At 62.3% G+C, this 24680-nt stretch carries 22 protein-coding genes; 9 read left to right on the top strand and 13 right to left on the bottom strand.

Annotated features, from left to right (window positions below; translation table 11 throughout):
• The first annotated feature begins 2 nt into the window (after nucleotides 1-2).
• From ACWHRL_RS02340 to ACWHRL_RS02350, 3 genes are read left to right on the top strand one after another with little or no spacing between them, the layout of a single operon-like run.
• The gene (locus ACWHRL_RS02340) at nucleotides 3-656 is read left to right on the top strand and encodes an ATP-binding cassette domain-containing protein (RefSeq protein WP_447895071.1); all 654 of its coding nucleotides are present in this window, start codon (nucleotides 3-5) and stop codon (nucleotides 654-656) included.
• Nucleotides 656-2131: a PhnE/PtxC family ABC transporter permease gene (locus ACWHRL_RS02345; protein WP_447895072.1), complete on the top strand. Its 1476-nt coding sequence runs from the start codon at nucleotides 656-658 to the stop codon at nucleotides 2129-2131. Before ACWHRL_RS02340 ends, ACWHRL_RS02345 begins: the two co-directional genes overlap by 1 nt.
• A gap of 27 nt (nucleotides 2132-2158) precedes the next feature.
• On the top strand, nucleotides 2159-2704 hold the full coding sequence (locus ACWHRL_RS02350) for a YgjV family protein (protein WP_447895073.1): 546 nt from the start codon (nucleotides 2159-2161) through the stop codon (nucleotides 2702-2704).
• Here the strand turns inward: ACWHRL_RS02350 and ACWHRL_RS02355 are convergent, their stop codons facing one another.
• From ACWHRL_RS02355 to ACWHRL_RS02385, 7 genes are all read right to left on the bottom strand, one after another.
• Nucleotides 2705-2989 (bottom strand): YrhK family protein, encoded by a 285-nt coding sequence (locus ACWHRL_RS02355; protein WP_447895074.1) that lies wholly within the window; start codon nucleotides 2987-2989, stop codon nucleotides 2705-2707.
• Between the two features lie 39 nt (nucleotides 2990-3028).
• On the bottom strand, nucleotides 3029-5149 hold the full coding sequence (recQ, locus tag ACWHRL_RS02360) for a DNA helicase RecQ (RefSeq protein ID WP_447895075.1): 2121 nt from the start codon (nucleotides 5147-5149) through the stop codon (nucleotides 3029-3031).
• A gap of 68 nt (nucleotides 5150-5217) precedes the next feature.
• Nucleotides 5218-6057, bottom strand: a complete 840-nt coding sequence (locus ACWHRL_RS02365) for a carbohydrate ABC transporter permease (protein ID WP_447895076.1) — start codon at nucleotides 6055-6057, stop codon at nucleotides 5218-5220.
• A 13-nt stretch (nucleotides 6058-6070) separates the two neighbouring features.
• A complete protein-coding gene (locus ACWHRL_RS02370; RefSeq protein ID WP_447895077.1) occupies nucleotides 6071-6955 on the bottom strand; it encodes a carbohydrate ABC transporter permease in 885 nt (294 codons plus the stop codon).
• 194 nt (nucleotides 6956-7149) lie between these two features.
• On the bottom strand, nucleotides 7150-8427 hold the full coding sequence (locus tag ACWHRL_RS02375; protein WP_447895078.1) for an ABC transporter substrate-binding protein: 1278 nt from the start codon (nucleotides 8425-8427) through the stop codon (nucleotides 7150-7152).
• Between the two features lie 15 nt (nucleotides 8428-8442).
• The gene (locus tag ACWHRL_RS02380) at nucleotides 8443-9567 is read right to left on the bottom strand and encodes an ABC transporter ATP-binding protein (protein ID WP_447895079.1); all 1125 of its coding nucleotides are present in this window, start codon (nucleotides 9565-9567) and stop codon (nucleotides 8443-8445) included.
• 91 nt (nucleotides 9568-9658) lie between these two features.
• Nucleotides 9659-11071: a sigma-54 interaction domain-containing protein gene (locus tag ACWHRL_RS02385; protein ID WP_447895080.1), complete on the bottom strand. Its 1413-nt coding sequence runs from the start codon at nucleotides 11069-11071 to the stop codon at nucleotides 9659-9661.
• Between the two features lie 206 nt (nucleotides 11072-11277).
• Here ACWHRL_RS02385 and speB point away from each other — a divergent pair, with 206 nt between their 5' ends.
• The 4 genes from speB (at nucleotide 11278) to ACWHRL_RS02405 (ending at nucleotide 16815) form a co-directional block, all read left to right on the top strand.
• Complete coding sequence (gene speB / locus ACWHRL_RS02390; protein ID WP_447895081.1) at nucleotides 11278-12228, top strand: agmatinase; 951 nt, start codon at nucleotides 11278-11280, stop codon at nucleotides 12226-12228.
• A gap of 113 nt (nucleotides 12229-12341) precedes the next feature.
• A complete protein-coding gene (locus ACWHRL_RS02395) occupies nucleotides 12342-13724 on the top strand; it encodes a YjiH family protein (RefSeq protein ID WP_447895082.1) in 1383 nt (460 codons plus the stop codon).
• A 10-nt stretch (nucleotides 13725-13734) separates the two neighbouring features.
• The gene (locus ACWHRL_RS02400) at nucleotides 13735-15357 is read left to right on the top strand and encodes a 5-guanidino-2-oxopentanoate decarboxylase (protein WP_447895083.1); all 1623 of its coding nucleotides are present in this window, start codon (nucleotides 13735-13737) and stop codon (nucleotides 15355-15357) included.
• Between the two features lie 9 nt (nucleotides 15358-15366).
• On the top strand, nucleotides 15367-16815 hold the full coding sequence (locus ACWHRL_RS02405; protein WP_447527687.1) for an aldehyde dehydrogenase family protein: 1449 nt from the start codon (nucleotides 15367-15369) through the stop codon (nucleotides 16813-16815).
• A 48-nt stretch (nucleotides 16816-16863) separates the two neighbouring features.
• On the opposite strand, the gene ACWHRL_RS02410 is transcribed toward ACWHRL_RS02405, so the two are convergent.
• From ACWHRL_RS02410 to araD1, 5 genes are all read right to left on the bottom strand, one after another.
• On the bottom strand, nucleotides 16864-17544 hold the full coding sequence (locus ACWHRL_RS02410; RefSeq protein WP_447527688.1) for an RES family NAD+ phosphorylase: 681 nt from the start codon (nucleotides 17542-17544) through the stop codon (nucleotides 16864-16866).
• Nucleotides 17541-17942, bottom strand: coding sequence for an MbcA/ParS/Xre antitoxin family protein (locus ACWHRL_RS02415; RefSeq protein ID WP_447895084.1), 402 nt, complete (start codon nucleotides 17940-17942; stop codon nucleotides 17541-17543). The genes ACWHRL_RS02410 and ACWHRL_RS02415 overlap by 4 nt, the downstream gene beginning before the upstream one ends.
• A gap of 134 nt (nucleotides 17943-18076) precedes the next feature.
• A complete protein-coding gene (locus tag ACWHRL_RS02420) occupies nucleotides 18077-18226 on the bottom strand; it encodes a hypothetical protein (protein ID WP_447895085.1) in 150 nt (49 codons plus the stop codon).
• A gap of 480 nt (nucleotides 18227-18706) precedes the next feature.
• Nucleotides 18707-20281: an aldehyde dehydrogenase (NADP(+)) gene (locus ACWHRL_RS02425; RefSeq protein WP_447895086.1), complete on the bottom strand. Its 1575-nt coding sequence runs from the start codon at nucleotides 20279-20281 to the stop codon at nucleotides 18707-18709.
• A 68-nt stretch (nucleotides 20282-20349) separates the two neighbouring features.
• Entirely contained in the window at nucleotides 20350-21342 is a 993-nt protein-coding gene (gene araD1 / locus ACWHRL_RS02430) for an AraD1 family protein (protein WP_447895087.1), read from the bottom strand.
• 307 nt (nucleotides 21343-21649) lie between these two features.
• Here araD1 and ACWHRL_RS02435 point away from each other — a divergent pair, with 307 nt between their 5' ends.
• On the top strand, nucleotides 21650-22408 hold the full coding sequence (locus tag ACWHRL_RS02435) for a FadR/GntR family transcriptional regulator (protein ID WP_447895088.1): 759 nt from the start codon (nucleotides 21650-21652) through the stop codon (nucleotides 22406-22408).
• Between the two features lie 38 nt (nucleotides 22409-22446).
• Nucleotides 22447-23373 carry a Gfo/Idh/MocA family protein gene (locus tag ACWHRL_RS02440; protein ID WP_447527694.1) on the top strand — a complete coding sequence of 309 codons (927 nt, stop codon included), beginning with the start codon at nucleotides 22447-22449 and terminating at the stop codon, nucleotides 23371-23373.
• Nucleotides 23374-23473: 100 nt separating this feature from the next.
• Here ACWHRL_RS02440 and ACWHRL_RS02445 read toward each other — a convergent pair whose 3' ends face one another.
• Nucleotides 23474-24478 (bottom strand): glycoside hydrolase family 5 protein, encoded by a 1005-nt coding sequence (locus ACWHRL_RS02445; RefSeq protein ID WP_447895089.1) that lies wholly within the window; start codon nucleotides 24476-24478, stop codon nucleotides 23474-23476.
• Nucleotides 24479-24680: the final 202 nt, after the last annotated feature.

Consider the following 24680-nt stretch of genomic DNA (forward strand, 5'->3'; position numbering starts at 1 on the left):
GGGTGAGCGATTTCGTTTTACAGGACGCCGAGGCGCACTATGGTGCCACTCGGGTGCTCGGGCCGCTGTCGATCGGCGTGGCGCAAGGCGAACACGTGGCGCTGGTGGGCAAGAGCGGGGCGGGCAAGTCCACGCTCTTGTCGTTGATGTATGACCGCTGGCGGTCACAGCCGGTGGCGCTGATGCCCCAGGCGCTGGGGCTGGTCGATACGCTCTCGGTGTTTCACAACGTCTATATGGGCCGGCTCGACCGCCACCGGTGGTGGCGCAACCTGGCCACCCTGGCCAACCCCTTCAAGCGCGACATCGACGAGATCGTTGCGCTGCTCGAGGAGGTCGGCATCAGTGAGAAGCGTTGGACGCCCTGCGGCGAGCTCTCCGGCGGGCAGCGCCAGCGGGTGGCGGCGGCGCGAGTGCTCTACCAGCAAGGGGCGCTCTTGCTCGCCGACGAGCCGGTCTCGGCGCTGGACGGCCCCCAGGCAGGCTCGGTCATGGGCAAGCTGACCATGGGCTACCCGTGCTCGGTGATGGCGATGCACGACCTGGAGCTGGCGCTGCGCTTTTGCACGCGCATCGTCGGGCTCAAAAACGGCGCCGTGGTGATCGATGCGCCCAGCGAGACGCTCAGTAGCGCGTCGCTTCAGGATCTCTACTGATGCTGCTTCGCGCCACGACCCGCGTCACGCTGGGCTTTATTCTACTGGCCTTGGCATGCCTTTTACTGGGTGATTTCGAGATCAGCGCCCACGACCCTTGGCGCTCGCTTGGCCAGCTCTTTCTCGGGCTGATCCAGCCGGATTTCACCAGCGTCGACTCGCTTGGCGAGGCGCTGTTGCGTACCGTGGCCTTTGCCTTCGTGGGCGTGGGGGTTGGGGCGCTTGCCGGCATGGGGCTGGCGCTTTTGTTCCACCACTGGTGGGTGCGCACCTTCAGCGCCTTCATTCGCGCCATCCACGAGCTCTTCTGGGCGCTGATCTTTCTACAAAGCTTTGGCCTGCACCCGATTACCGGGGTGCTGGCTATCGCCATCCCCTACGCGGGCATATTTGCCAAGGTGTACGCCGAAATACTCGACGAGACCGACCCGCTGCCGGGCGAGGTGCTGCCGCGCCAAACCGGGCGGCTCTCGAGACTCGTCTACGCCCGGGTAAGCCAGGCCTGGCCGCATCTGGTGAGCTATACGGCGTATCGGCTCGAGTGCGGGCTTCGCTCCAGCGCGGTGCTGGGGTTCGTGGGTATGCCGACCATCGGCTACCACCTGATGGCGGCGTTCGCCCAGGGCCACTACCCGACGGTCGGGGCGCTTTTGCTCACGTTCTACGTGCTGATCGGCACGCTCAGATGGTGGGTGCGCCCCCGGCTGTTGCCGGTTTATCTGCTGGCCGCGCCGTTTCTGCTGGGCACGGGGCTACCCATCATGTGGTCGAACGTCACGCGGTTTTTTACCGAGGATATCGTGCCCGCGCCGCTTAGGCGGGGCGAAGGCCTTGGGGCGCTTTGGGAGTGGCTCAGTCAGCTCTTTGTGAACCAGGCGCTGCCGGGCATCTGGAATACGCTCTTGCTCACTCAGATCGCGCTGGTGGCGACCGGGGCGCTGGCGCTTTTGCTGTATCCGGTGATCTCGCGCCATTTCACGAACCGCCCGGGCGGCACGGTGGGCCATGGGGTGCTGGTGGTGATGCGCTCGACGCCGGAGTACATGCTGGCATTCATTTTGCTCCAGCTCTGGGGGCCTTCCATGCTGCCCGCGGTGGTGGCGTTGGCGCTGCATAATGGCGGGATCATCGCGCACCTGATCGGGCGGCGCAGCAACGAGATAACGCTCAGGCAGGACGCGCCGCGGGGCGTGGACCGCTACGCCTTCGAGATGGTGCCGCGCCTTTATGGCCCCTTTTTGGCGCTATTGTTCTACCGCTGGGAGATCATCCTGCGGGAAACGGCGATTCTGGGGATTCTGGGTATCGCCACGCTCGGCTTTTACGTGGACACCGCCATCCAGGAAATCCGTTTTGATCGCGCCATGGTGTTGATTTTGATCACCGCACTCATCAACATCGGCGTCGACGTGCTGGCGCGCCGCCTACGGGCCTACCTGCGCCTGCGCCACGGTATCAACCGCCAACAGTGCTGACCCCGCCTGCAGGCCTTGAGGAATGACATGCTGGACAACGTGAACGTACTGGCCCTGGCGGGCCAGTTTTTTGGTTTGGTGGCGCTCGTACTGTGCGTGCTGGCGTTTGCCAATAAAGACGACGACAAGCTGATGGTGCTGCTCATCTCGGCCAACGTCGCCTTCATGCTGCAGTTTGGTTTTCTGGGCAGCTGGACTGCGGCGGCGCTGACGGCCATGGTGATTCTGCGTATTGCGCTGGCCCGGCGCTACCCCGGAAGCCTTGCGGTCATGGCCGGGGTGCTCGTTGCCAGCGCCGTGGCAGCGGCGTTGACCTGGCAAAGCTACGTGGATATTTTCGCCGTGGTGGCGATGTTGTTGGGCACGCTTGGCATGTTTCTGCTGCGGGGCGTCATGCTGCGGGTCTTTCTGGGGCTGGCGGCGTTTAGCTGGATGATGAACAACCTGCTGATCGGCTCGATTGGCGGCACGCTGGCGGAGGCGCTGGTGGTGATCACCAACTTCATCACCATCGCGCGTCTGATCAAGGCGAAGCGCCGCTACCCCAAAGCGTTCGACGAGATCGAGCCTTGATCAGGCGTCGTGGTCGGTGTCGGGCAGGCGTTTGAAGTAGATGTAGCGGTGCAGACGAATGAGCGGGCGAAGGAGCAACTGCACGCTGCCGATCAGAAAAAGCCAGACACCGACGGTCTGCACGGCGCCCTCGTAAAAGAAGCAGAAACTGCCGATCACGAACCAGATACCGATCAACACATCGTTGACGATACTGAGGACTTCGTAGCGCTGGTGGACCACGAGTTCCCGTTGACCGATGGTGAGTATCCAGTCCTGGTGGGCAGGGTCTTGTTGTTGACGCATCGTTTCTTCCTTTGCTCAATCCGTGCGCACTGACCCGCATCAGGCGCTCATCGCCGCCCGTACGCAGGCCAGCACGTTGTAGTCGAAGCGACCCTCGAGGGCGTCGAATACTGCCCGGAGCCCCTGGCCCGCGTGCGCTCGAAACGCGCTTTCAATGCGTTCCAGATCGGCGGGGTCCAGCGCCACCACGTCACTAAGCGCCAGCGCGCCGCTTTCGATTACCTCCGCCAGGTGGCGGTAGACGGTGTTGACGGTGATCCCACGGCTTGTGGCGATCTCGTCGACCGATATCCCTTGGCCAAGCATCTCGGCGGATTGCCGGGCGCTGTCGCCGACGCTTGCCGCCGGGGTGCTGCCGCGGTGCTTGTCGATCACCGCCAGTATCCCCTCGCCGTAATCCTCGAGCTTGCGCGCGCCGATGCCCGTGACGCCGCCCAGCGCCGCCAGGTCCTGGGGCTGCTGCTCGGTCAGCTCATTAAGCGTGGCGTCATTGAAGATCACATAGGCTGGCACGCCTTGTTCGTCGGCAAGCTGTTTACGATGACTGCGAAGTGCCTCCCACAGCGGGCCGTGGCCCTGGGCGGGGGCGCCGCTTCTGCCGCGGCGAGTGGCTTTGGTTTTCGCGGGTTTTCTCAGCGTCAGCGCCTCTTCACCGCGCAGCACCGGCTTGGCTTTGGCGGTCAGGTGAATGGCGCCGTGGCCTTCGATATCCACGCTCAGGTAGCCGCTGGCGATCAGCTGGCGGTAAAGCGCCTTCCACTCGTTGGCGGAAAGCTCATTGCCGATACCGAAGGTGCTGACCCGGTCGTGGCCAAAGCGGCTGATGCGTTCGCTTGATTTACCCAGCAGCACATCCACGAGATAGGTCACGCCGAAGCGCTGCTCGGTGCGAAAAACACACGACAGTGCCTTTTGCGCGGCCACGGTGGCCTCCCAGGTGTCCGGCGGGGTCAGGCAGTTGTCGCAGTTGCCGCAAGGTTGGTCCAGCTGGTCGCCGAAGTAGCGCAGCAGCGCCTGGCGGCGGCAGGTGATGATCTCGCAAAGCCCCAGCATGGCGTCGAGTTTTTGTTGCTCGATGCGCTTTTGCTGGTCCCCGGCGCTGGAGTCCTGCTGCATCTGGCGCAGGGTGATCACATCCTGGAGCCCGTAGGACATCCAGGCATCCGCGGCCAGGCCGTCGCGCCCGGCGCGGCCGGTCTCCTGGTAGTAGGCTTCGATGCTCTTGGGCAGGTTCAGGTGCGCCACGAAGCGCACGTCGGGCTTGTCGATGCCCATACCAAAGGCGATGGTCGCCACCACGACCACGCCGTCTTCGCGTAGAAAGCGGCTCTGGTGGTCCTGGCGCTGCTGCGGGGGCAGGCCCGCGTGGTAGGGCAGGGCGGTCAGCCCCTGGCGCTCGAGCCAGGCCGCGGTCTCTTCCACCTTTTTGCGGGAAAGACAGTAAACGATGCCGGCCTCATTGTCGTGGGTATCGCGAATGAAGCGTAAGAGCGCCTCGCGGGCGTTACCCAGGTTTTCGGCGATATGGTAGCGAATGTTGGGCCGGTCGAAGCCGTTATTGAAAAGCGCCGCGTCCTGGAGCTTGAGATGCTCGATGATATCGCCGCGGGTGGGCACGTCCGCGGTGGCGGTCAGCGCAATGCGCGGCACGTTCGGGAAACGTTCGTGAAGCTGGGAGAGCTGGCGGTACTCCGGGCGAAAATCGTGGCCCCACTGGGACACACAGTGGGCCTCGTCGATGGCAAACAGCGCGATCGGTACCTGGTCCAAAAGCGCCTGCATGCGCGGCATCGCCAGGCGCTCCGGGGCGACGTAGAGAAGATCCAGCTCGCCTGCGCGCAGTTGGTTCTCCACCGCCATGGCGTCCTGGAAATCGAGGCTCGAGTTCAGATACGCCGCGCGCACGCCGTTTTGAACGAGTGCGGCGACCTGGTCCTGCATCAGCGCGATCAAAGGCGAGACCACGATGGCCGTGCCTTCGCGCAGCAGCGCCGGAATCTGGTAGCAAAGCGACTTGCCGCCGCCGGTGGGCATCAGGACCAGCGCATCGCCGCCGGCGCTTACCTGGTCGATGATGGCCTGCTGCGGGCCGCGAAACTCCTCGAAGCCGAAGACTTCCTGCAGCACCTTCAGCGCCGCCGGGTTGGATTCGCCGTGCATCCTCGCTCTCTCCTCGCTCGTTGACCGTTGCCGAGAATTGTCGCACGAAAACCAGCGGCAGCGCCCGCCTAGCGAATCCCCGCGCGCAGAAACGACTGCACGAACTGGCGCTGAAAGAGCAAGAACGCGATCAAAAGCGGCGCGATGCTCAGGAGCGTGGCCGCGCTCACCGTGGCCCAGTTGACCCCGGTTTCCGGCGCCGAGAACACCCCAAGGCCCACGGTGAGCGGGCGGCTCTCCACCGAGTTGGTCACGATCAGCGGCCACAGGAAGTTGTTCCAATGGTGGCTGATCGATACCAGCCCGTAGGCCAGGTAGGTGGGCTTGGCCAGCGGCACGTAGACTTTCCAGAGCACGGCCAGCCAGCTGCAGCCTTCGATACGGGCGGCGTCCTCGAGCTCGCGGGGGATGGTCTTGAAGGTCTGGCGCAGCAAGAAGATACCGAAGGCGCTGGCCACGTAAGGCAGCCCGATACCGGTGATGGTATCCAGAAGCCCCAGGCCGCTGACCAAGCGGTAGTTCTCCACGATCAGCACCTCGGGAAACACGAATAGCTGAATCAGAACCAGCATGAACAGCACGTTCTTGCCCGGCACGGGAAAGCGCGCGAAGGCGAACGCCGCCAGCGTACACACCACGAACTGCGCGGCTACTACGCCGGTGACCAGCAAAAAGGTATTGAGGTAGTAGCGCCCGAACGGCGCCTGGCCCCAGGCAGTGGCGAAGTTATCGAGTGTGAGCGGGGCGAAGAGCTCGAAGCGCACCACGAACGCCGGCGGGTGAAACGCTGCCCACACCGCGTAGAGCAGCGGAAAAATCCAGATCAGCGCCAAGAGCCAGGCGGCCAAAGTTTCCAGGGAAACGGCGGCTGCAAAGCGGCGAGGGGCGGTGGCGGTCAACGTACTCATGGGGAAAAAGTACTCATTGGTAGTGGGTCCTGCGGTCAAGAAGCGTGAACTTGAGCGTGGCCACCAGGGCAAGTACGACGAGAATCACCACCGTGATCGTGGCCGCCGTGGTGCGGTCGAAAAACGCGAAGGCGTTCTCGTACACGTAGTAGAGCAGCAGGTTGGTGGCGTTGTTGGGCCCGCCCTTGGTCAAAATGAACAGGTGATCGATCACGCGTACGGCGTTGATCAGCGCGTTGATCAGCACGAACAGGGTGGTGGGCATCAAGAGTGGAAACGTCACCCGCCAGAAGTAGCTAAAGCGGCTGGTGCCTTCCAGGTCCGCGGCTTCTTTCAGCTCCGGCGGGATCGCTTGAAGGGCGGCGAGATAGAAGATCATGAAAAAGCCCGCCTCTTTCCACACCGACATGACGATGATCGAGCCCAGTGCCAGGCTCGGATCGCCCAGCCAGTTCGCCCCGGAAAACCCAAGCGCGCCCAGCAGCTTGTTGAACAGCCCAATCTGCGGGGCGTAGAAGAACATCCAGATATTCGCCGCGGCAATCATCGGCAAAATGGTCGGCGTAAAGTAAGCCATGCGCACCAGGCCCCGGCCGGGCAGCCGGCCGTTGACGAACAGCGCCATGACGAGGGCCAGCGCGATGGAGGTGGGAATGGTGCCCAGCGCATATATCAGGTTGTTGCGCGCCACCTTCCAGAAGGTGGGGTCGTTGAACAGGTACTGGTAGTTCTCCAGCCCCACGAACTCGGCGGGTGCGCCGCGAAAGCCGGGCAGGAACAGGCTCTGGATCACCGTGGTGATCGTGGGCAGGTAGGCGAATAAGCCCAGCAACACGGCGGCGGGCAGTAGCAACAGCGCGCCATAGAGCTGCATTTTACGGTGAGCGGTGAGCGTCATGATTGAACCGCAAGTTAAGACGCGCTTTGTCAAAACGCGCTAAAGCATGTCTGGGTGGGCGGCCTTTAGCAACTCTACGCGGGGGCGCTGTGAATCCATCCTTGGACGCTACTTTCGCCATCCTTGGCGAAAGACCCCCGCTACGAGTTGCTCAAGACCGCGTTCGAGAATTGCTTTACTGAACCTGGCGGTATTTAACGCGCGTAGCGGCGCAGAATACCGTCGGCTTCGCGCTGGGCCTGCGCGAGCGCCTCGGCGGGTTCCATCTGGCCGGTGAGCGCCGCTTGAACCGCGTTATCCAGCGTGCGGCGAATACGCCCGCCCTGGTAGGTGGAGAGCTCGGCGGTGCCGTGCTCCAACTGGTCGCGGGCGACCGCCGCCGGCGGGAACTCCTCGACGTAGGCCTGGAGTGCCTCGGTTTCGTAAGCGGCGGGGCTCACGCCCATATAGCCGGTCTCGATCGACCAGTCCGCGGCGCGCTCTGGCGAGGTCATCCAGCGAACGAAGGTCATCGCGGCGCGCTGCTCTTCTTCGCTTGCGTCCTTGAAGATGTAGAAGTTGCCGCCGCCGGTGGGGCTACCGCGCTGCTCTTTCATGGGCAGCATGGCCACGCCGAAGTCGAAATCCGCCTCGTTACGCGCGGCGGTCAGGTTGCCGGTGGTGTGCCACATCATGGCGGTGGTCTGCTCGATGAAGTTCTGGCGAAGCGTACCCCACTCGATGATGCCCTCGGGCATGGCGTCGTGCTCTTCTGAAAGCGAAACCCAGTACTCCAGCGCCTCGATGGCGGCGGGGTCGTCGAAGTAGACCTCGGTGCCCGCTTCGTTCATTAGGCGGTGGCCGTTTTGATAGGCGAACGCCTGGAACATCCAGTAGGCGTAGCCGGTGGAGGGCACCATTACGCCCCACTGATCGTTATTGCTGGCTTCGCGAATGGTGGCGGCCATCTCGGCCATTTCATCCCAGTTCTCCGGCGGCGTTTGGGGGTCGAGCCCGGCGGCCTCGAAGGCGTCCTTGTTCCAGAACAGCACGATGGTGGAGCGCTGGAAGGGAATGCCGTAGGTCTGGTCATCGAGCTGGCCGTTTTCCATCAGCCCCGGGTAGAAGCTATCCAGCCATTCGCGCTCCTCGTCGGTCTCGACCAGCTCATCGAAGGCGACGATGGCGTCCTGCTCGACGAGCTCGAATAGATCGATGGAGAACATCACCGACAGCGCCGGGGCGTCGCCGGCTTCCAGAGCAGAGGTGGCGCGCACTCGGGTATCGTCGTAGTTGCCCGCGTAGATCGCCTCCACGGAGATATCCGGGTGTTCGCTCTCGAACTCCTCGACCAGGTTGTCGACCACGCCGGTCAGGGCGCCGCCCACCGAGACGGGGTAGTACAGGGTGAGGTCGACGTCGGCGCTGGCGTAGGAGGCGCTGAGCAAACCCGCGGCCAGGGCCGTTGGGGCAAAGGGAAGACGAAAACGCATGGGAACTCCTGGGGTTTAGTGTTGAAACGAACCCACCTGGGGCGGGCGAGACACGCGGCGCAGTGTGCCGGGTAGCGCGCTTGGCGAAAGCTGCGTTTGGCGCAGGCCGTCCTCGGCGAAAAGGTGGGCGCTCTCCGGCGCCCAGAAAAGCCGGCAGGCCTCGCCCGTCAGCGCGGGTTTGCCGTTGACGCGCACGCGCAGGCGCTGCTCGCCCACCGCCACGTAGACGATGGTGTCCGCGCCCAGGTACTCCTCGCCCACTATTCTTGCCGGGATGCCGGGGGCATCCGCCGGGCGCAGTTCGATATCTTCCGGGCGAATGCCCAGCTGGCCACCCGCCGCTTGCAGCGGGGCGACGAGGGTCGTGTCGCCGTCGATCACGGCGCCGGTGTCACCGGCCACCAAAGGCAGTAGATTCATCGCGGGGCTTCCTATGAAACTGGCGGCGAAGGCGCTCGCCGGGTGGTTGTAGAGCGCATCCGGCGTGGCGTCCTGAACGATGCGCCCGTGCTGCATCAGGATGACCCGGTCGCCCATGCTCATCGCCTCGACCTGGTCGTGGGTGACGTAGATCACCGTCATGTTCAGGCGGCTCTGCAGCGCCTTGATCTCGCGGCGCATGTCGCTACGCAGGCGGGCGTCCAGGTTAGAGAGCGGCTCGTCCATCAAACAAATCGGGTGCTCGGAGATGATCGCCCGGGCGAGCGCCACTCGCTGGCGCTGGCCACCGGAGAGTTTTGCGGGCTTGCGGTCGAGATAAGCGGTCAAATCGACGAGCTCGGCGACCTGTTCGAGCCGGGCCTGGCGCTCGGCTTTAGCGACGCGGCGACTCTTGAGGCCGAAGACGATGTTCTCCGCCACGCTCAGGTGGGGAAACAGTGCGTAGGACTGAAACACCATGGAAAGGCCGCGATCCCCCGGCGGCAATCGCGTCACGTCGCGCTCGCCGATATGAATCTCGCCCTGGGAGGCGTCCTCTAGCCCGGCGATCATGCGAAGCGTGGTGGATTTTCCGCAGCCGGAAGGGCCGAGCAGAATGACGAACTGGCCCGGGGTGACGTCAAAGGAGACGTTGTCGACGGCGGTGGTCGCGTCCCAACGTTTGGTAACACCTTCCAGGCGGATACGCGATTGGCTCATGACTCGATACTCGTTCGAAACGGTATGACGATGGTCAATCACTCTGCGTCAAAGGTGTTGCGGTTGTGTGACACGCCGGGGTGGGCGTAGGTCAGCCGTTGGCCGCAAGGCCGTAGCGCTTTAGTTTGCGCACTACACTCGATTGGCTGATGCCTAGACGTTTGGCGATGGCGTAGGTGCTGGTGTGGGTTTTGCAAAGCCCTTCGAGAAGCTCGTCTTCGAGGCGCGCCAGATAGTCGGGCAGTGTTTCGCCGGCCTCCAGCGGCGCGCTTTGCGCCGCCAAGGGTGAGGGGGCGTCCTGGGCGGCGGTGGGTTGAGGCGAAAGCCCGACCCGATCGATCTGATCAGAGGCGCTCGAAAGCCAGGCACGCTCCAGCCAGTTTTCGAGCTCGCGCACGTTGCCCGGCCAGTCGCTTCCCATCAGCGTCGACCAGACGTAATTGCCCAGAAATTTCTGCCGCCCGTAGTGGGCGTTCAGCCGCGCCAAACATGCTTCGGCAAGGCCGGGGATATCCTCGCGGCGTTCGCGAAGCGGGGGCAATGTCACGGGGATGACGTTGAGGCGGTAGTAAAGATCCAGCCGGAAAGCGCCTTCCTGCACCCGGCGCGCCAGGTCCTGATTAGTGGCCACCACCAAGCGAAAATCCACCCGGCGCGCGCGGGTGTCGCCCAGCCGGGTGAGCTTACCGTCCTGAATCACTTTCAAAAGCTTGGTCTGCATCAACAGCGGAAGCTCGCCGATCTCGTCGAGAAACAGCGTGCCGCCCTCGGCCTGCTCCAAAAGCCCGGCCTTGCCCTGGCGGGCGGCGCCGCTAAAGGCCCCGGGTTGGTAGCCGAACATCTCGGACTCGAACAGGTTTTCCGGAATGGCAGCACAGTTGACCTCGATGAACGCGCCTTCACCCCGCGCGCTCCAGCGGTGGAGCTGTCGGGCGAAAGCGGTCTTGCCCACGCCGGACTCGCCCAGCATCAGCACGTTGGCACTCGAGGGCGCAACGCGTTTGAGCAAACGCGCCACTTCGCGCATCGCGGGGCTTCGAACCTGTAGGTGCTCCAGGGCGCTATCCAGCGCGCGGTCGTCGGGGGTCGCGCCGTTGCGGTCGCGCTTGATGTGTTCGTTGAAGCGTTTTTGCAGCAGCGCGTACTCGTCCTGAAGAAGCTGTAGGTCGGTTAAATCCCGGGAGCGGCTGATGATGCGCTCGAGCTTGCCGTTCACCAGCACCGGATGCGCCTCGGCGATCACCCGCCGCCCGGTGCCGGTGGTTTGCATCAGCTGAGCAGCGCGCTGGGTGCGCATGACCTCCAGGCTGATCGAGGGCTTGAGGGTGCCGTTTTGTTCGAGGGTTTTGACGTTGCTGCCGAGCAGTTCATCCCGCGACATGCCGTACACCGCCTCGACCCCGGGGCTGATATCAAGTACCTGGCCGCTTGCGCTGACGATGAAGAAGTGGTCGTTGGCGGTTTCCACGATGGTGTTGAGCACGTGCCGATCGATATCTTCCACTCGGCCTCCTTGTTTGAACCGAATATGACTTGGTCAATGCATATATGACTCAATGCTACGCCTTTATAAGTCATTTTTGCATCGATTGAGCTCGAAAAGCCCCGTTCAAGGGATTCCAGTGTTTGGCACGTTAAATGCAGTATCAAGGTAACGCGTAGCCAAAGAGGGCTTTTGAAAGCCCGTCTCGATAACGACAGGAGGTTTTAATGTCCGAGTTCAACCAGCCGCTGGGCGGTAACAGCGTGCCGCGCTTTGGCGGCCCGGCCACCATGATGCGCCTGCCCACCCAGGAAAGTGCCCAAGGGCTCGACGTGGCCTTCATCGGTATTCCCATGGATATCGGGACCTCCAACCGCCCCGGCACGCGCATGGGCCCGCGCCAAATTCGTGATGAATCACGCATGCTGCGCCCCTACAACATGGCGACCCGCGCCGCGCCTTTTGAGTACCTGCAGGTGGCGGATATCGGCGACGTGCCGATCAACACCTTCCACCTGCCCAAGAGCGTCGACATCATCACGGCGTTTTTCGACGACGTGTTGCGCCACGACTGCGTGCCGCTGACCCTCGGTGGCGATCACACCATGACGCTGCCGATTCTGCGCGCCATAGCCAAAAAGCACGGCCCGGTGGGGCTGATTCATATCGACGCCCATGCGGACGTCAATGAGCACATGTTCGGCGAAGAGATCGCCCACGGCACGACCTTTCGCCGCGCTCAGGAAGAGGGACTTCTGGCGAAAGAAAAGGTGGTGCAGATCGGCCTGCGCGGCACCGGTTACTCGGCCGAAGACTTCGACTGGTGCCGGGGTCAGGGCTTTCGCGTCGTCCAGGCAGAGGCGTGCTGGTACCAGTCGCTGGCACCCTTGATGGAGGAAGTACGCGCGCAGATGAGCGATACGCCGGTGTATATCAGCTTCGATATCGACGGGCTCGACCCCTCGGTGGCACCGGGTACCGGCACCGTGGAGATGGGCGGGCTCACCTCCCATCAGGGCCTGGAGATCGTGCGCGGGGCGGCGGGGCTCAATATCGTCGGCGGCGATCTGGTGGAAGTTTCACCGCCCTATGACACCAGCGGCAATACTGCGCTGATGGGGGCCACGCTCTTGTACGAGATGCTCTGTGTGCTGCCGGGGGTCAAGCGGGGCGAGTAAGTTCCCGGCGCCGATGACGCTCGATTAAAACAATAGATAACAAAGGGAGGCCAAGCCTCCCACGCCCACGCCGCCAGCCCACCTCCAATAAGCACTCTCAACAGGTGAACTCTATGTCTGAATCTCAAACGACACGCGACGAGGCTGCGTCAAACGGGCCTATCCCTCGAAGCCATTTGCTCAAGTTTCTGATTCCCTCGGTCGTCGGCGTCTTGCTGTTTCTGGTGCCGTTTCAAACCGGGGAGTCGGTCAATATCGGCATGGGCATGATGGCCGATGGCTTACAGGCGCTGCTTGGTCAGGCGCTTCCATTAATTGCCATGCTGGTGTTGTGCGTGTCGGTGGTGGTGACCCTGTACGTGAAGACGACCAACCCGGCCTGGGCGCGTGGCGGCCACTTCGGCGATATGTTCAACGTCGGCCCGATCTGGGTGGCGTTGCGTATTCTGGGCGCCGTTTTCGTGGTGATGACCTACTTTCAGGTGGGCCCGGAGTTCGTCACCGCCTCGTTCACCGGCGGGGTGATGCTCGACGATCTGGCGCCGGTGCTGCTGACGTTTTTCTTCTTTGCCGCGATTTTGCTGCCGTTTCTGGTCGAATTCGGTTTCATGGAGTTTATCGGAAGCCTGGTGCGCAAGCCGTTTCGGATCATCTTCAATCTGCCCGGGCGCAGCGCCATCGACGCCACCGCCTCCTGGATGGGCTCCGGCACCGTGGGCGTGCTGATTACGTCCCAGCAGTACGAGCAGGGCTTTTATAACGGCCGCGAGGCCTCGGTGATCGCCACCAATTTCTCCGTGGCCTCCATTGCGTTCAGCCTGCTGGTGGCCAACTTCGTGGGTATCAACCACCTGTTCGTGCCGTTCTACTTCACCGTGGTGGTATCCGGGCTTGTCGCCGCGATCATCGTCTCGCGCATTCCGCCACTTTCGTTGAAAGCCAACGACTACTACGCGCCGGTGGGCTGCCAAATCAGTGAGGAGAACACCGGCAAGGCGGGGCTTTTCCGCTATAGCCTTTTACAGGCCACCCGCCGCGCCGCCGGTGCCCCGGGGCCTGTCGCGCTTGCCAAGCTAGCGCTGATCAACGTGATCGATATCTTCCTCACGCTGTTGCCGCTGGTGTTCGCCATCGGGACCGTGGCGCTGATTCTCGCCGAGTTCACGCCGCTGTTCACCTGGCTCTCCTACCCGATGGTGCCGGTGCTCGAGCTGCTGCGCATTCCCGAAGCCCAGGCCGCGGCCCCGGCCACGCTGGTCGGCTTTGCGGATATGTTCCTGCCTGCGGTACTGGCCACCAATATCGACAGCGAACTCACGCGCTTCGTGATCGCGTGTCTTTCCATGACGCAGTTGGTGTACATGTCCGAGATCGGCGCGCTGCTGCTGAAATCGAAAATCCCCATCGCGCTGTGGGAGCTGGCGGTGGTGTTTTTGCTGCGTACCGCGATCACGCTCCCCATCATTGCCTTCATGGCGCATACGTTTTTCTTTTGAGGCATAGCTCATGAAGGATTTTCAAACGATGACCTGCGCCGAGCTTTTGATTCGCCTTTTACGCGATACCTACGGGGTCGAGTCGCTCTTCGGCATTCCCGGCGTGCACACGGTGGAGCTTTACCGCGGCTTAGAAGGCAGCGGTGTACAGCACGTGACGCCGCGCCACGAGCAGGGCGCGGGCTTCATGGCCGACGGTTACGCCAGGGCGAGCGGCAAGCCCGGCGTGTGCTTGATCATTACCGGCCCCGGTATGACCAATATTGCCACCGCCATGGGCCAGGCCCTGGCGGATTCCATTCCCATGCTGGTGATCTCGAGCGTCAACCGCCGCGATACCCTGGCAATGGGGCAAGGGCGGCTTCACGAGCTGCCAAGCCAACAGCAGCTGGTCAGCGGCGTGGCGCGCTTTAGTCACACGCTGATGGACGCCTCGACGCTGCCCGAGGTACTCGCCCGCGCTTTCGCCGTCTTTAACGGCGCCCGCCCGGGCCCGGTGCATATCGAAATCCCCATTGACCTGTTCGATACGCCAGTGCCTGCACCGCGAAGCTGGCAGGCGCCAACGCTCTACCGCGCCGCGCCGGACCCGGAAGGGCTGGGTGAGGCGGCGCGCCTGCTAAACGCGGCAAAAAAACCGCTGGTGCTGCTGGGGGGCGGCTGTGTTGCCGCCCCGGAGGCGGCCCGCGCGTTGGTCGAGCGGCTCGACGCGCCGACGGTGACCACCATCAACGCCAAGGGGCTTTTAGGGCGCGACCACCCGCTGGACCTGGGCGCCAACGCCGCGCTGCCGCCGGTGCGTAAGCTTGCCGCCGAGGCGGACGTGATTCTGGCCGTCGGCACCGAGCTTGGCGAAACCGATTTTGATGTGGTGTTCGACGACGGTTTTCGCCTTGACGGCACGCTGATTCGCATCGACCTGGACCCGGAGCAGCTCGTGCGCAACCAGGCGACCGCGCTGGGCCTGGTGGGCGATGCCGGGCGTAGCCTGGCGCTGCTTTTGGAACACTTCCCCGAGGCGCACGAGCGCGGGGGCGTCGCGCGAACCGCCGCCGCATGGGCCGCGCTCGATCTTGCCAATGACCCGGCGTTCAGCGATTTCGTGCCGCTTTATCGAACGCTTGCCGAGCACCTGCCCGAGGCGGTGCTGGTGGGGGATTCCACCGCGCCGGTGTACGCGGGCAATCACCTGGTGAGCCAGCCCGCGCCGCGGCGCTACTTTAACGCCTCGACCGGCTACGGCACCCTGGGGTATGGGCTGCCCGCAGCGCTGGGCGCTCAACTTGCCCGGCCGGATTTGCCGGTAGTCGCGCTGGTGGGCGACGGCGGGGTGATGTTCACACTTTCGGAAATCGCCACTGCTGTGGAGGCGAAGCTGCCGGTCGTCATCGTGCTCTGGCACAACGCCGGTTATGAAGAAATTCGCCGCTACATGGACGCCCACGGCGTGGCGCGCCTCGGCGTGGATCTTCAGGCGCCGGATTTTCTGACATTGGCCGACGGGTTTGGCTGTGCAAGCGTCCGGGTCGAGTCGCCCGAGGCGCTCGCCCACGCCCTGATTAAGCGCAACCCTGCCGGCCCGCTACTCATCGAAATCGACGCTGCCGCCTGGCATCACGCCTGCACCCAGTAAAGGATACTTATGAAGACGCTCGATCAGCAGTTCATCAATAACCAGTGGGTGACTTCTCTTGGCAGTCGTCTACTCGAGGTATTCAACCCCTACCGTGAAGAGGTGATCGGTCAGGTAACGGCAGGGGCAGCCGAGGATGTGGACGCCGCCGTGGTGGCGGCCCGAAACGCCCAGCCCGCCTGGCAGGCGCTGGGCGGCGCCGGGCGGGCACCGTATCTCGAAGGCTTCGCCGAGGCACTGCAAGCGCGGCGCGCGGAACTCATCGAACTCAGCGCCACCAACAACGGCAAGCCCTTTATGGAAGCCGGCATCGACCTGGACGACGCGATCGCTTGTTACCGCTACTACGCCGGGCAAGCCCGCGCGCTGGACGCCCGCCAGGGCGAGCGGGTGGCGGTCGAAATGGACGGCGTCGAGGCGCGCACCTATTTTGATCCGGCTGGCGTGGTCGGGCTGATCACACCCTGGAATTTTCCGTTGGTGACCAGTGCCTGGAAGCTGGCGCCGGCACTGGCGGCCGGCTGCACCGCCGTGCTGAAACCTTCGGAAATCGTACCGCTGCCCGAACAGGCGCTGGCGGAGATCGCCCTGGAAATCGGCCTGCCCGAAGGCGTCTTGAATTTGTTGAACGGTGATGGCGAAGGCATCGGCGCGCCGCTTGCAAGCCACCCGGACGTGGACAAGGTCTCGTTCACCGGCAGCAACCGCGTGGGCGAGGCGGTGATGAAGGCGGCCAGCGCACGCGCCGCCGGGGTCTCGCTGGAGCTGGGCGGCAAATCGCCCATTCTGGTGATGGACGACGCCGACCCCGCTCAGGCCGCCGACTGGGTGATGGCGGGCATCTATTTCAACGCCGGGCAGATCTGCTCGGCCACCTCGCGCCTGTTGGTGCACGAACGTGTGGCCGAGGCGCTTTACGGCGAACTCGCCACGCGCATGGACGCGCTGACCCTGGGCGACCCGCGCGTGGAAGATACTGACCTGGGGCCGCTCACCAGCGCCCAACAGCGGGAGGCCGTCAACGCCTACCTGGACGTGGCCGCCCAGGAAGGCCTGAGGGTAGTGCGCGATAAAACCCATTACACGCTGCCGGAGCAAGGCTACTTCGTCGCGCCTACGCTCTATCGCGACGTGCCGCCCACAAGCCGGCTCTGGAAGGAGGAAATCTTCGGCCCCGTGCTCTGCGCGCGCAGCGTGGCAAGCGAGGCCCAGGCCATCGAACTGGCCAACGACAGCACCTTTGGACTCGCGGCCACGGTGATCAGCGGCGACGTCGAGCGCGCCAAACGCATCGGCCGCGCGCTCAAGGCCGGCAGCATCTGGTACAACACCGAGCAACTGGTGCTGCCCGAAACCGCCTGGGGCGGCTTCAAGCAAAGCGGCATCGGCCGCGAGCTGGGGCCCTGGGGGTTGAGTGCTTATCTGGAGGTGAAGCACGTGGTGGGGCCGGGGGCTTGATCCTTAACGTGGTTATAAGGGAGTACTAGACGCCTGGCCTTGGGTCTATCACTCCAGTAGCGTCAGCTCATAAATATGACGAATGCGCTCGCCATCCCAGTCGTAGCCGAGGTGGCGTCCCTGGTGTGCGGCAGACAGCACCGGTGGGCGCAATACAGCGGCGCACTCACCGCCGGGGGCTCGAACGCTGGGATAAACGATTCCATCAGCGCGTGTTTCCCAGGCACTTCTTCCCATGGTTTGGCTCACGGTCCAGCTGTCCGGTGCAAGAAGTGTTTGGGTATGAGGCTGTTCGCGCAGGTCGATTAGATGTCCCCTCAAATTCGACAGGTAAACGCGTTGCTGGAGCATCATGGGCGGCTCGCGGGATTCTGCTAAAAACCTCTCCGCGTGATAGACCGTTTCAGCGATTGCCGTGGCCTCTGTAAGGGCGCAGTAGTACACCCCAAACGTGCCATCACTAAAACGTGATCCGGTGGCAGGGAAATGGCAAAAGGCGGCCATGACTGGTGTAAAGCCCGGCCCGTAACGACGGTCTTCATCGCGAACCAGATGGATAGCGCCTGCCTGTTCGCGTAGCCGCGCCGAGGTTTCACCTTCCAACTCATTGAGTAAATCCCAATCGCTGGCACTGGCGTTCACGTTTTCGAACAGGTGAATGGGCGGAAAGCGTGAGGGAATAACGCGATAGCTGGGTCGCCATACAACGCTGTTTGAAGGAAACCTCATGCGTGACCACCACCACGTGCAGCATCAAGGTGCTGGCGCACGACGTACAGGTCCGACACTTGGCCGTTGAGCAAACGCTCCATGGGCGTGTGGCCTGAAAAAAGCGGATTGCTGTTGGGTTTGCGAAGCCACCCATCCGCGGCCTCCTGATTAGGCAGCAGAATATGCAGTGCCTTGTAGATCCCAAGTATCAACGACATTCGCTCAAGATGGTTGGCATCGAGGTTTGCGCTTTCTGGCGTTTTTTTCCATCGCCGATAAGTGGAGCCCGGTACGCCTAACAGTAGGGCTGCCTCGCTTTCGCGCATTTTCCAAGCGAGTGAGATGCCGGGATAGGTTCGCATCGCGGCGGCTGCCATCGCTTGGCGTTTAGCCACAGATCGTTGCTGTATTCCCATAGTACTCTCCCCTAACGTTTTTAGAGTTTACGCCAGATGAGCGATATGAGGAAATAGCGATCATTTGAGCTGTAAAGTTTTAAATCATGGGAAGGCTTGTTAGAAAGCTATCAGCGACTCGAACGTATTGGTTGTCAGTGCGGGACTGGATAACGCCGGGCCCCCTTGCCGGCCTTGACCACCTGGCCAGGCACGTCGTGGCCCACATGCTCGGGTAGGGTAGCGGCTATCTCGAGCAGGGCGTCCAGGTTCATGCCGGTGTTGACGCCCATCGCCTCGAACATGTGCACCAGGTCCTCGGTGCAGACGTTGCCCGTCGCACCCGGGGCAAAGGGGCAGCCACCAGCATCTTGGTGGCAAAGGGACCGGCGATCAGTTGGCCTAATTCGAGTACTTTCAATCCTTGAAGCGGCAGTTCGCGCGCTTGATCAGCCATGGGATTACCTTTCCAGTGCCGGTGGGTGTCATTGTTGCGCGAAAGCATGGGCTACTCGCCAGAGCCCGACAATTAGCCAATAGGTAACCAGAGGTTGGTCACCGGCGAAGGACGATGGCGTGCTCAACGGAGAAACTCGCCCTCCGCCACGACCCACAATGTCTAAAACGCCGCTGGCACGCGCACATGGTCGTGCCGCTTGCCTGCGACGTATTGCCCAACACGACTGATAATAAAGCTCAGGCACCCTACAAACGAAACTAGCCCGGCAGGGTAACTCCCTGCCGGGCTAGCGGTTGGATGCGCGTTGCGTGAGCCGCTATAGCGCTTAGTGGCGCTTGCCGTCGACCAAGCGCGTGACGTTGAGCGGGTTGCCGTCACGCAGCGCTTCGGGCAGCAGCTCGCCGGGCAGGTCCTGATAGCAGACCGGGCGCAGGAAGCGGAAGATGGCGGCGCTGCCCACCGAGGTGGTACGGCTGTCGGACGTGGCCGGGTAGGGGCCGCCGTGGACCATGGCGTGGCCGACTTCTACGCCGGTGGGCCAGCCATTGACCAGGATGCGTCCGGCGCGCCGCTCAAGGGTCGGCAGCAGGCGCTTGGCCGCCTGCAGGTCAGCGTCTTCCATTTGCAGGGTGATGGTCAGCTGGCCTTCCACCTGTTTGGCGACCTTTAGCATCTCATCGGCGTCGGCACACTCAATGATCAGCGACGTGGCGCCGAAAATTTCTCCCTGCAGCGCCTCATCGGTCAAGAAATCCTGGGCGCTTGCCACATAGAGGCCTGGCTGGCTGGTATGAGGGCCGTCGCCGGTTTTCCCGCGGGCGACTTCCTTCACACTGGCTTGCTTGGACAGTGCCGCCACACCGCTTTGGTAAGCGTCATGGATACCCGGTGTCAGCATGGTGAGGCCGGTGGTTTCCTTGACCGTCTCGCCGGCGGCGTTGATGAAGGTATCAAGCTCAGCGCCTTTAAGGCCGATCACGAGCCCTGGGTTGGTACAGAACTGACCGGCGCCCATGTTGAGCGAGCCGACAAAGGCTTCGGCGATTTGCTTGCCGCGTGCTTTGAGCGCCTCCGGGAGCAGGAAGACGGGATTGACGCTGCTCATTTCGGCGTAGACCGGGATCGGCTCGGGGCGCGCCTGGGCGGTCGCCATCAGGGCTTTACCCCCGCTGCGCGAGCCGGTGAAGCCAACGGCTTTGATGTGCGGGTCCGCCACCAGCGCCTGGCCAATCTCTTTACCCGAGCCGAAGAGCAGCGAAAAGACGCCTTCCGGCAGCTTGCATTTCGCTACCGCACGCTGAATGGCGCGGCCCACCAGCTCCGAGGTGCCGGGGTGTGCCGAGTGGCCTTTCACGACGACCGGGCAGCCAGCGGCCAGGGCCGAGGCGGTGTCACCCCCCGCCACGCTGAAGGCGAGCGGAAAGTTGCTGGCCCCGAAAACGGCTACCGGGCCGAGCGGAATGTGACGCTGGCGCAGGTCACCCCGCGGCATCGGCTGGCGATCCGGAAGGGCCGGATCGTGGCGAATATCGAGCCACTCGCCGGCGCGTACCACGCTTGCGAACAGGCGCAGCTGGCCGCAGGTGCGGCCGCGTTCGCCTTCAAGACGCGCTTCGGGCAGGCCCGTTTCCGCTACGCCGCGCTTCGTAAGGTCCGCGCCAATGGCTTCGATCTCGTCAGCAATGGCTTCCAAAAAGCGTGCGCGCTCCTCCAGCGAGGTGTCGCGATAGTGGTCGAAAGCCTGTTCGGCAAGTGCGCAGGCCTTTTCGACGTCGCTGCGCGTGCCGCCTGGGTACGTGGGGTCGAGCTGTTCGCCAGTGGCCGGGTTGATGGCATTAATACCGGCGGCGGTGCCGGTAACGGCCTGCTGGCCAATCAGTAGGGTACCTTCCAGATTCATCGTGCCTCCTTTACGCATAAATCGATGTCGTTACTTGATTACTGGTCGTCGCGGGAGTGTACTTTTGATCAAAGCGGCTGAATGTCGCCGGTCGCTCTGGTTGGCGTCGGGCGCAGCGTATTGCGCAGCGGGCGGCCAAAATCGTTGAGGGCTATCTCGAAACGGTCGCCTTCGCGGGTTTGGATCCCATCGGCAAAGCTGAGCGTTGCCGTGCCGAAGAAGTGCACGTGCACATCGCCTGGGCGGCGAAAGCCGGGGTACTTGAAGTGGTGGTGCTCGAGGTTGGCGAGGCTGTGCGCCATGTTGGCTTCGCCGGTGAGAAAGGGTTTTTCCCAGAGCGTTTCGCCATCGCGCACGATGCGGCTGGTGCCCTCCAGGTGCGCGGGCAGCTCGCCGACCAGCAGCTCCGGCCCCATGCTGCAGGCGCGCAGCTTGGAGTGGGCCAGCCACAGGTAGTTGAAGCGCTCGATGACGTGGTCTGAAAATTCGTTGCCTACGGTGTAGCCCAGCCGGAAAGGGGTGCCATCGCCGCTGACGATATAAAGCCCGGCAAGCTCTGGCTCTTCACCTGCGTCTTCGGCGAAGCCTGGCGAGGGCATGTCCGCTTCGGGCGCCACGATGCAGTCGCCGTCGCCCTTGTAAAACCACTCGGGCTGGGCACCGACGCTGCCGGCCGCGGGTTTACCTCCCTCGACGCCAAGCTTGAACATGCGCATGGAATCGGTCAGCTCATCGTCGCTCACTTGGGTCTTGGCATGCATGGCCGAGCGGGTGTCGGCGCTGCCCAGATGGGTCAGGCCCGTTCCTGTCACCAGGCAGTGAGCGGGGTCCGGGTGGGTGAGCGGGGGGAGCAAGCGGCGTTCATCGATCAACGTTTGGTAGTCGATCAGCTCGTCGCTTTGGTGGGCCGTTGCCACTGCTTGCAAGGAGCGCCCTTCTGCCATTGCCGCCTGGGCAAGGCCATAGGTACCGCCATCGATCTCGATAGGCCTGACCTGGTCATGGTTTTCGACGCAGGCGACCCGCAGGTCGTTGGCGTCGAGGTATTGAATAAGTCGCATCGTTATTTGTCCTTGTATGAGCTATTACGTCTTGCGGCGTGCGGCGGGGCGTTGAGTCATTCCTTTAAATGTCTTACCTTATTTCTTTATGTTCAACATAGACTTTTGTATGTTTCTGGTAAAGCGAAAAGGCTGCTAACCGCCGGGTGACCGCTCGGCCGTCGAAACCGCGGTTTTTAAAACGCGTGTCACGACCGTGGAGTGTCGTTATTGAAGCAGGGTGGATGAGGCGCTGTTGGCGAGTCGCTGTGATGGCGCCCGGGTAATTACGTTATGATGGATATGAATTGAAACAGGATCGATTTTAGTGACGTCATCTCTGAACAAGCCCACGGCTCGTCCCAGCATTGCGGAGCATTTGGTCAGCGAGATTCTGACCGGACAGTACCAGCCGGGTGACTTCGTGCCTCGCGAGCTGGATCTTTGTGAGCGGTTTGGGATTAACCGCTCGGCGGTTCGTAGCGACCTGCGCCAACTGGTCGACGTGGGTATTATCGAGCGCATTTCCGGCCACGGATCGAAAGTGCGCGAATACTCGGAATGGCACATTTTGGACCCGCAGGTGACCGATTGGCTAACCCGATACGCGGTGCCCAACCCGGATATTCAGCGCCAGATTCTCGCTTTCCGTTTGGATGTAGAACCCTACGTGGCCATGACCGCCGCAAAATGTGCCAAGGCACGGGATTTGGTCGCGATCGAAGAGGCTTTCGAGGGGCTGGGGCAAAACCTGCGCAATGCGACCTGCGCCGAAGAGCGCCGCCTGCACAGCGAGTACGACGTGGCCTTTCACGAAGCGATCTTCAAGGCCACCCACAATATCGTTTGGGCGCAGCTTTCGCATATTCTCCGGCCCTCCATCTACATGCTGATCTCCATGTCCAACGATAGCGCCTCCAACCCCGATGAAGCGCTGGAGCGCCATCGCGTACTGATGGAGAGCATTCGTATGCGCCGCCCCAGGGAGGCGTTCAACGCCGCCCTGGCGGTGCTGGCAGGAACCGCCGAAGCGTTAGGGCTCGAACACGGGGCCAGTTCCCTGGGGCGCAGCGTCGACCATCACTGACACAACGATTCATTTCTTTTCAAAAACAAGGCGAACGTATGTCGAAACTGAACATTGGGCTTGTTGGCGTCGGGAAAATTGCCCGCGACCAGCATTTACCTGCTATAGCGGCCACGTCAGCCTGCCAACTGGCGGCGACGGCAGATCCCCACGCATCCTTGGAGGGTGTTCCAGGCTTTGAATCGCTTGAAGCGATGCTGGATAACCAGCCGGATATTGAGGCCGTGGCGATCTGCACGCCGACCCACCTGCGCTATACCACGGCGCGAGCGGCGCTTTTACGCGGCAAGCATGTACTGCTGGAAAAACCGCCGGGCGCCACGCTTAGCGAAGTCGAGGAGTTGATAACCCTGGCCAACGCGCAGGGCGTTACGCTGTTTGCCGCCTGGCACTCACGCTTTGCCCCGGGGGTGGCGCGTGCTCGTGAGTGGCTTAGCCAACGCGATGTACGCCGCGTCGAGATCGAGTGGAAAGAGGATGTGCGTGTCTGGCACCCCGGTCAGGCGTGGATCTGGCAGCCCGGCGGAATGGGCGTGTTCGATCCGGGTATCAACGCGCTTTCGATTGCGACGGCCATCCTGGCACAGCCGTTTTTCCTGCGCGGTGCCACGCTACAGGTGCCCAGCAACTGCCAGACCCCCATTGCCGCTGAGCTGAGTTTTACCGACGCGCGTGAAGCCGTCATCGAGGCGCATTTCGACTTTCGCCAGACCGGGCCGCAAACCTGGGATATTCATGTGGAAACCGACGAAGGGCCGCTAAGCCTGACCCAGGGGGGCTGTCGTTTGACGATTAACGGTGAGGTTATCGTCGATGCCGAGGAGCGCGAGTACGCGGGGCTTTATGAGCACTTCGCCGAGCTGGTCGGTCGTCATGAAAGCGATGTCGACGTAGCACCGCTTCGCCAGGTTGCCGATGCTTTTCTTTATGGCCACCGCGAAACCGTCGATGCGTTCATCGAGTAGGGACTTCGTCGACCGGCTTTCATGCAGGCGTGAATTAAAAAAGCCCGGCGTTGGCCGGGCTTTTGGTTGGGTCGATGCCGCTTTAAAAGCGACGCTTCTATCACTCTACTGAGCCGATCTCGGTGCCCCAGTTGCTGATGATCTCTTTGACCAGGGTTCCGGAATCGGTCAGCTCGGATGCGTCCCACTGGCCCGTAGGACTAGCGCCCGGCCTGATAATGGAGGCACCTTCATCCTTGTCGCTCACCGCCCAATTGAGGTGCGTGATAGCGTTGTCGGCGAGAAAGTCCATCCATTCGCGAGTACTTTCCTCGGCCACGGCCCCGCCGCCATCGGCGTTGACGGCGCCCCACTCGGTCACCATCAAGGCGACACCGTTATTCAAGGCGGTTTCGGCCTTATCGCGTAGGGATTGACCGTGGGTGCCTGCGTAGAAATGCAGGGTATAGGCGATATTGTCGCCCTCGATCGGGTCGACAGAGGCGGCATCGACGTCTTGCGACCAGGTGGGGGAGCCCACCACGATCAAATTGTCAGGGTCGATGTCACGGATAGCCGCGATCACATCTTCCGCGTAAGGCTTGACGACATCGCTCCAGCTCACCTGTAACGGCTCGTTATAGATTTCGTAGATGACGTTGTTGTAATCGCCATACTGCTGCGCCATTTGTTGGAAAAAGCGAATGGCATCCTCTTTTTTATCCTCACCGTGATGGGTGTGAAAATCGATGATGACATACATGTCATTGTCGATCGCCGCGTCGACGATCGTTTCCACCCGTTCCACGTTGGCTTGAGGATCCTGCTGGTACGAGCCGCCTTCATCGGCGCCCATTGCCGCTCTGACGATCGTGGTGTTCCAATCCTCTTTTAACCACTGCACCACCTGGGCGTTATACATTTTTTCCTGGTCCCAGCCCGTATTGCTCCAGAAAAAGCTGTTACCGGCAAAGCTTTTGGCTTCTCCGCCGCTCAGAATCTGGTTGCCTTCGACGCTTAACGGCGGGACGTCGGCGACGGCAGAGGTACTTGCACTGATTGCTAAAGTGATGAGTGCGGGCTTTAACCAGACAGGCTTGACCCCGGAATTGAGTAGAAATTTCATTAAGCGCTCCTTTACCAACAGGTAGGTGGCCTTCAGTGAAACGGTGGATGCTGAAGTAGCATCAAAAAAAGCTTAGCTCATTACTGTAAATATATACAGTATTTTTGTGCCAATAATATTGGTGCCTCGATACGTTTCAAACGATCTGGCGAGGTATTGCTTTCAGGCTACAAGCACCGGGCAGACGAACGCGATCTTCGGT

It is taken from the genome of Vreelandella sp. GE22, from assembly GCF_968212445.1.

Bases quoted from the DNA above. Each gene is read 5' to 3' on its own strand.
- ACWHRL_RS02345 (WP_447895072.1), top strand. From the start codon at position 656: ATGCTGCTTCGCGCCACGACCCGCGTCACGCTGGGCTTTATTCTACTG.
- ACWHRL_RS02350 (WP_447895073.1), top strand. From the start codon at position 2,159: ATGCTGGACAACGTGAACGTACTGGCCCTGGCGGGCCAGTTTTTTGGT.
- ACWHRL_RS02355 (WP_447895074.1), bottom strand. From the start codon at position 2,989: ATGCGTCAACAACAAGACCCTGCCCACCAGGACTGGATACTCACCATC.
- recQ (WP_447895075.1), bottom strand. From the start codon at position 5,149: ATGCACGGCGAATCCAACCCGGCGGCGCTGAAGGTGCTGCAGGAAGTC.
- ACWHRL_RS02365 (WP_447895076.1), bottom strand. From the start codon at position 6,057: ATGAGTACGTTGACCGCCACCGCCCCTCGCCGCTTTGCAGCCGCCGTT.
- ACWHRL_RS02370 (WP_447895077.1), bottom strand. From the start codon at position 6,955: ATGACGCTCACCGCTCACCGTAAAATGCAGCTCTATGGCGCGCTGTTG.
- ACWHRL_RS02375 (WP_447895078.1), bottom strand. From the start codon at position 8,427: ATGCGTTTTCGTCTTCCCTTTGCCCCAACGGCCCTGGCCGCGGGTTTG.
- ACWHRL_RS02380 (WP_447895079.1), bottom strand. From the start codon at position 9,567: ATGAGCCAATCGCGTATCCGCCTGGAAGGTGTTACCAAACGTTGGGAC.
- speB (WP_447895081.1), top strand. From the start codon at position 11,278: ATGTCCGAGTTCAACCAGCCGCTGGGCGGTAACAGCGTGCCGCGCTTT.
- ACWHRL_RS02395 (WP_447895082.1), top strand. From the start codon at position 12,342: ATGTCTGAATCTCAAACGACACGCGACGAGGCTGCGTCAAACGGGCCT.
- ACWHRL_RS02400 (WP_447895083.1), top strand. From the start codon at position 13,735: ATGAAGGATTTTCAAACGATGACCTGCGCCGAGCTTTTGATTCGCCTT.
- ACWHRL_RS02405 (WP_447527687.1), top strand. From the start codon at position 15,367: ATGAAGACGCTCGATCAGCAGTTCATCAATAACCAGTGGGTGACTTCT.
- ACWHRL_RS02410 (WP_447527688.1), bottom strand. From the start codon at position 17,544: ATGAGGTTTCCTTCAAACAGCGTTGTATGGCGACCCAGCTATCGCGTT.
- ACWHRL_RS02415 (WP_447895084.1), bottom strand. From the start codon at position 17,942: ATGGGAATACAGCAACGATCTGTGGCTAAACGCCAAGCGATGGCAGCC.
- ACWHRL_RS02420 (WP_447895085.1), bottom strand. From the start codon at position 18,226: ATGTTCGAGGCGATGGGCGTCAACACCGGCATGAACCTGGACGCCCTG.
- ACWHRL_RS02425 (WP_447895086.1), bottom strand. From the start codon at position 20,281: ATGAATCTGGAAGGTACCCTACTGATTGGCCAGCAGGCCGTTACCGGC.
- araD1 (WP_447895087.1), bottom strand. From the start codon at position 21,342: ATGCGACTTATTCAATACCTCGACGCCAACGACCTGCGGGTCGCCTGC.
- ACWHRL_RS02440 (WP_447527694.1), top strand. From the start codon at position 22,447: ATGTCGAAACTGAACATTGGGCTTGTTGGCGTCGGGAAAATTGCCCGC.
- ACWHRL_RS02445 (WP_447895089.1), bottom strand. From the start codon at position 24,478: ATGAAATTTCTACTCAATTCCGGGGTCAAGCCTGTCTGGTTAAAGCCC.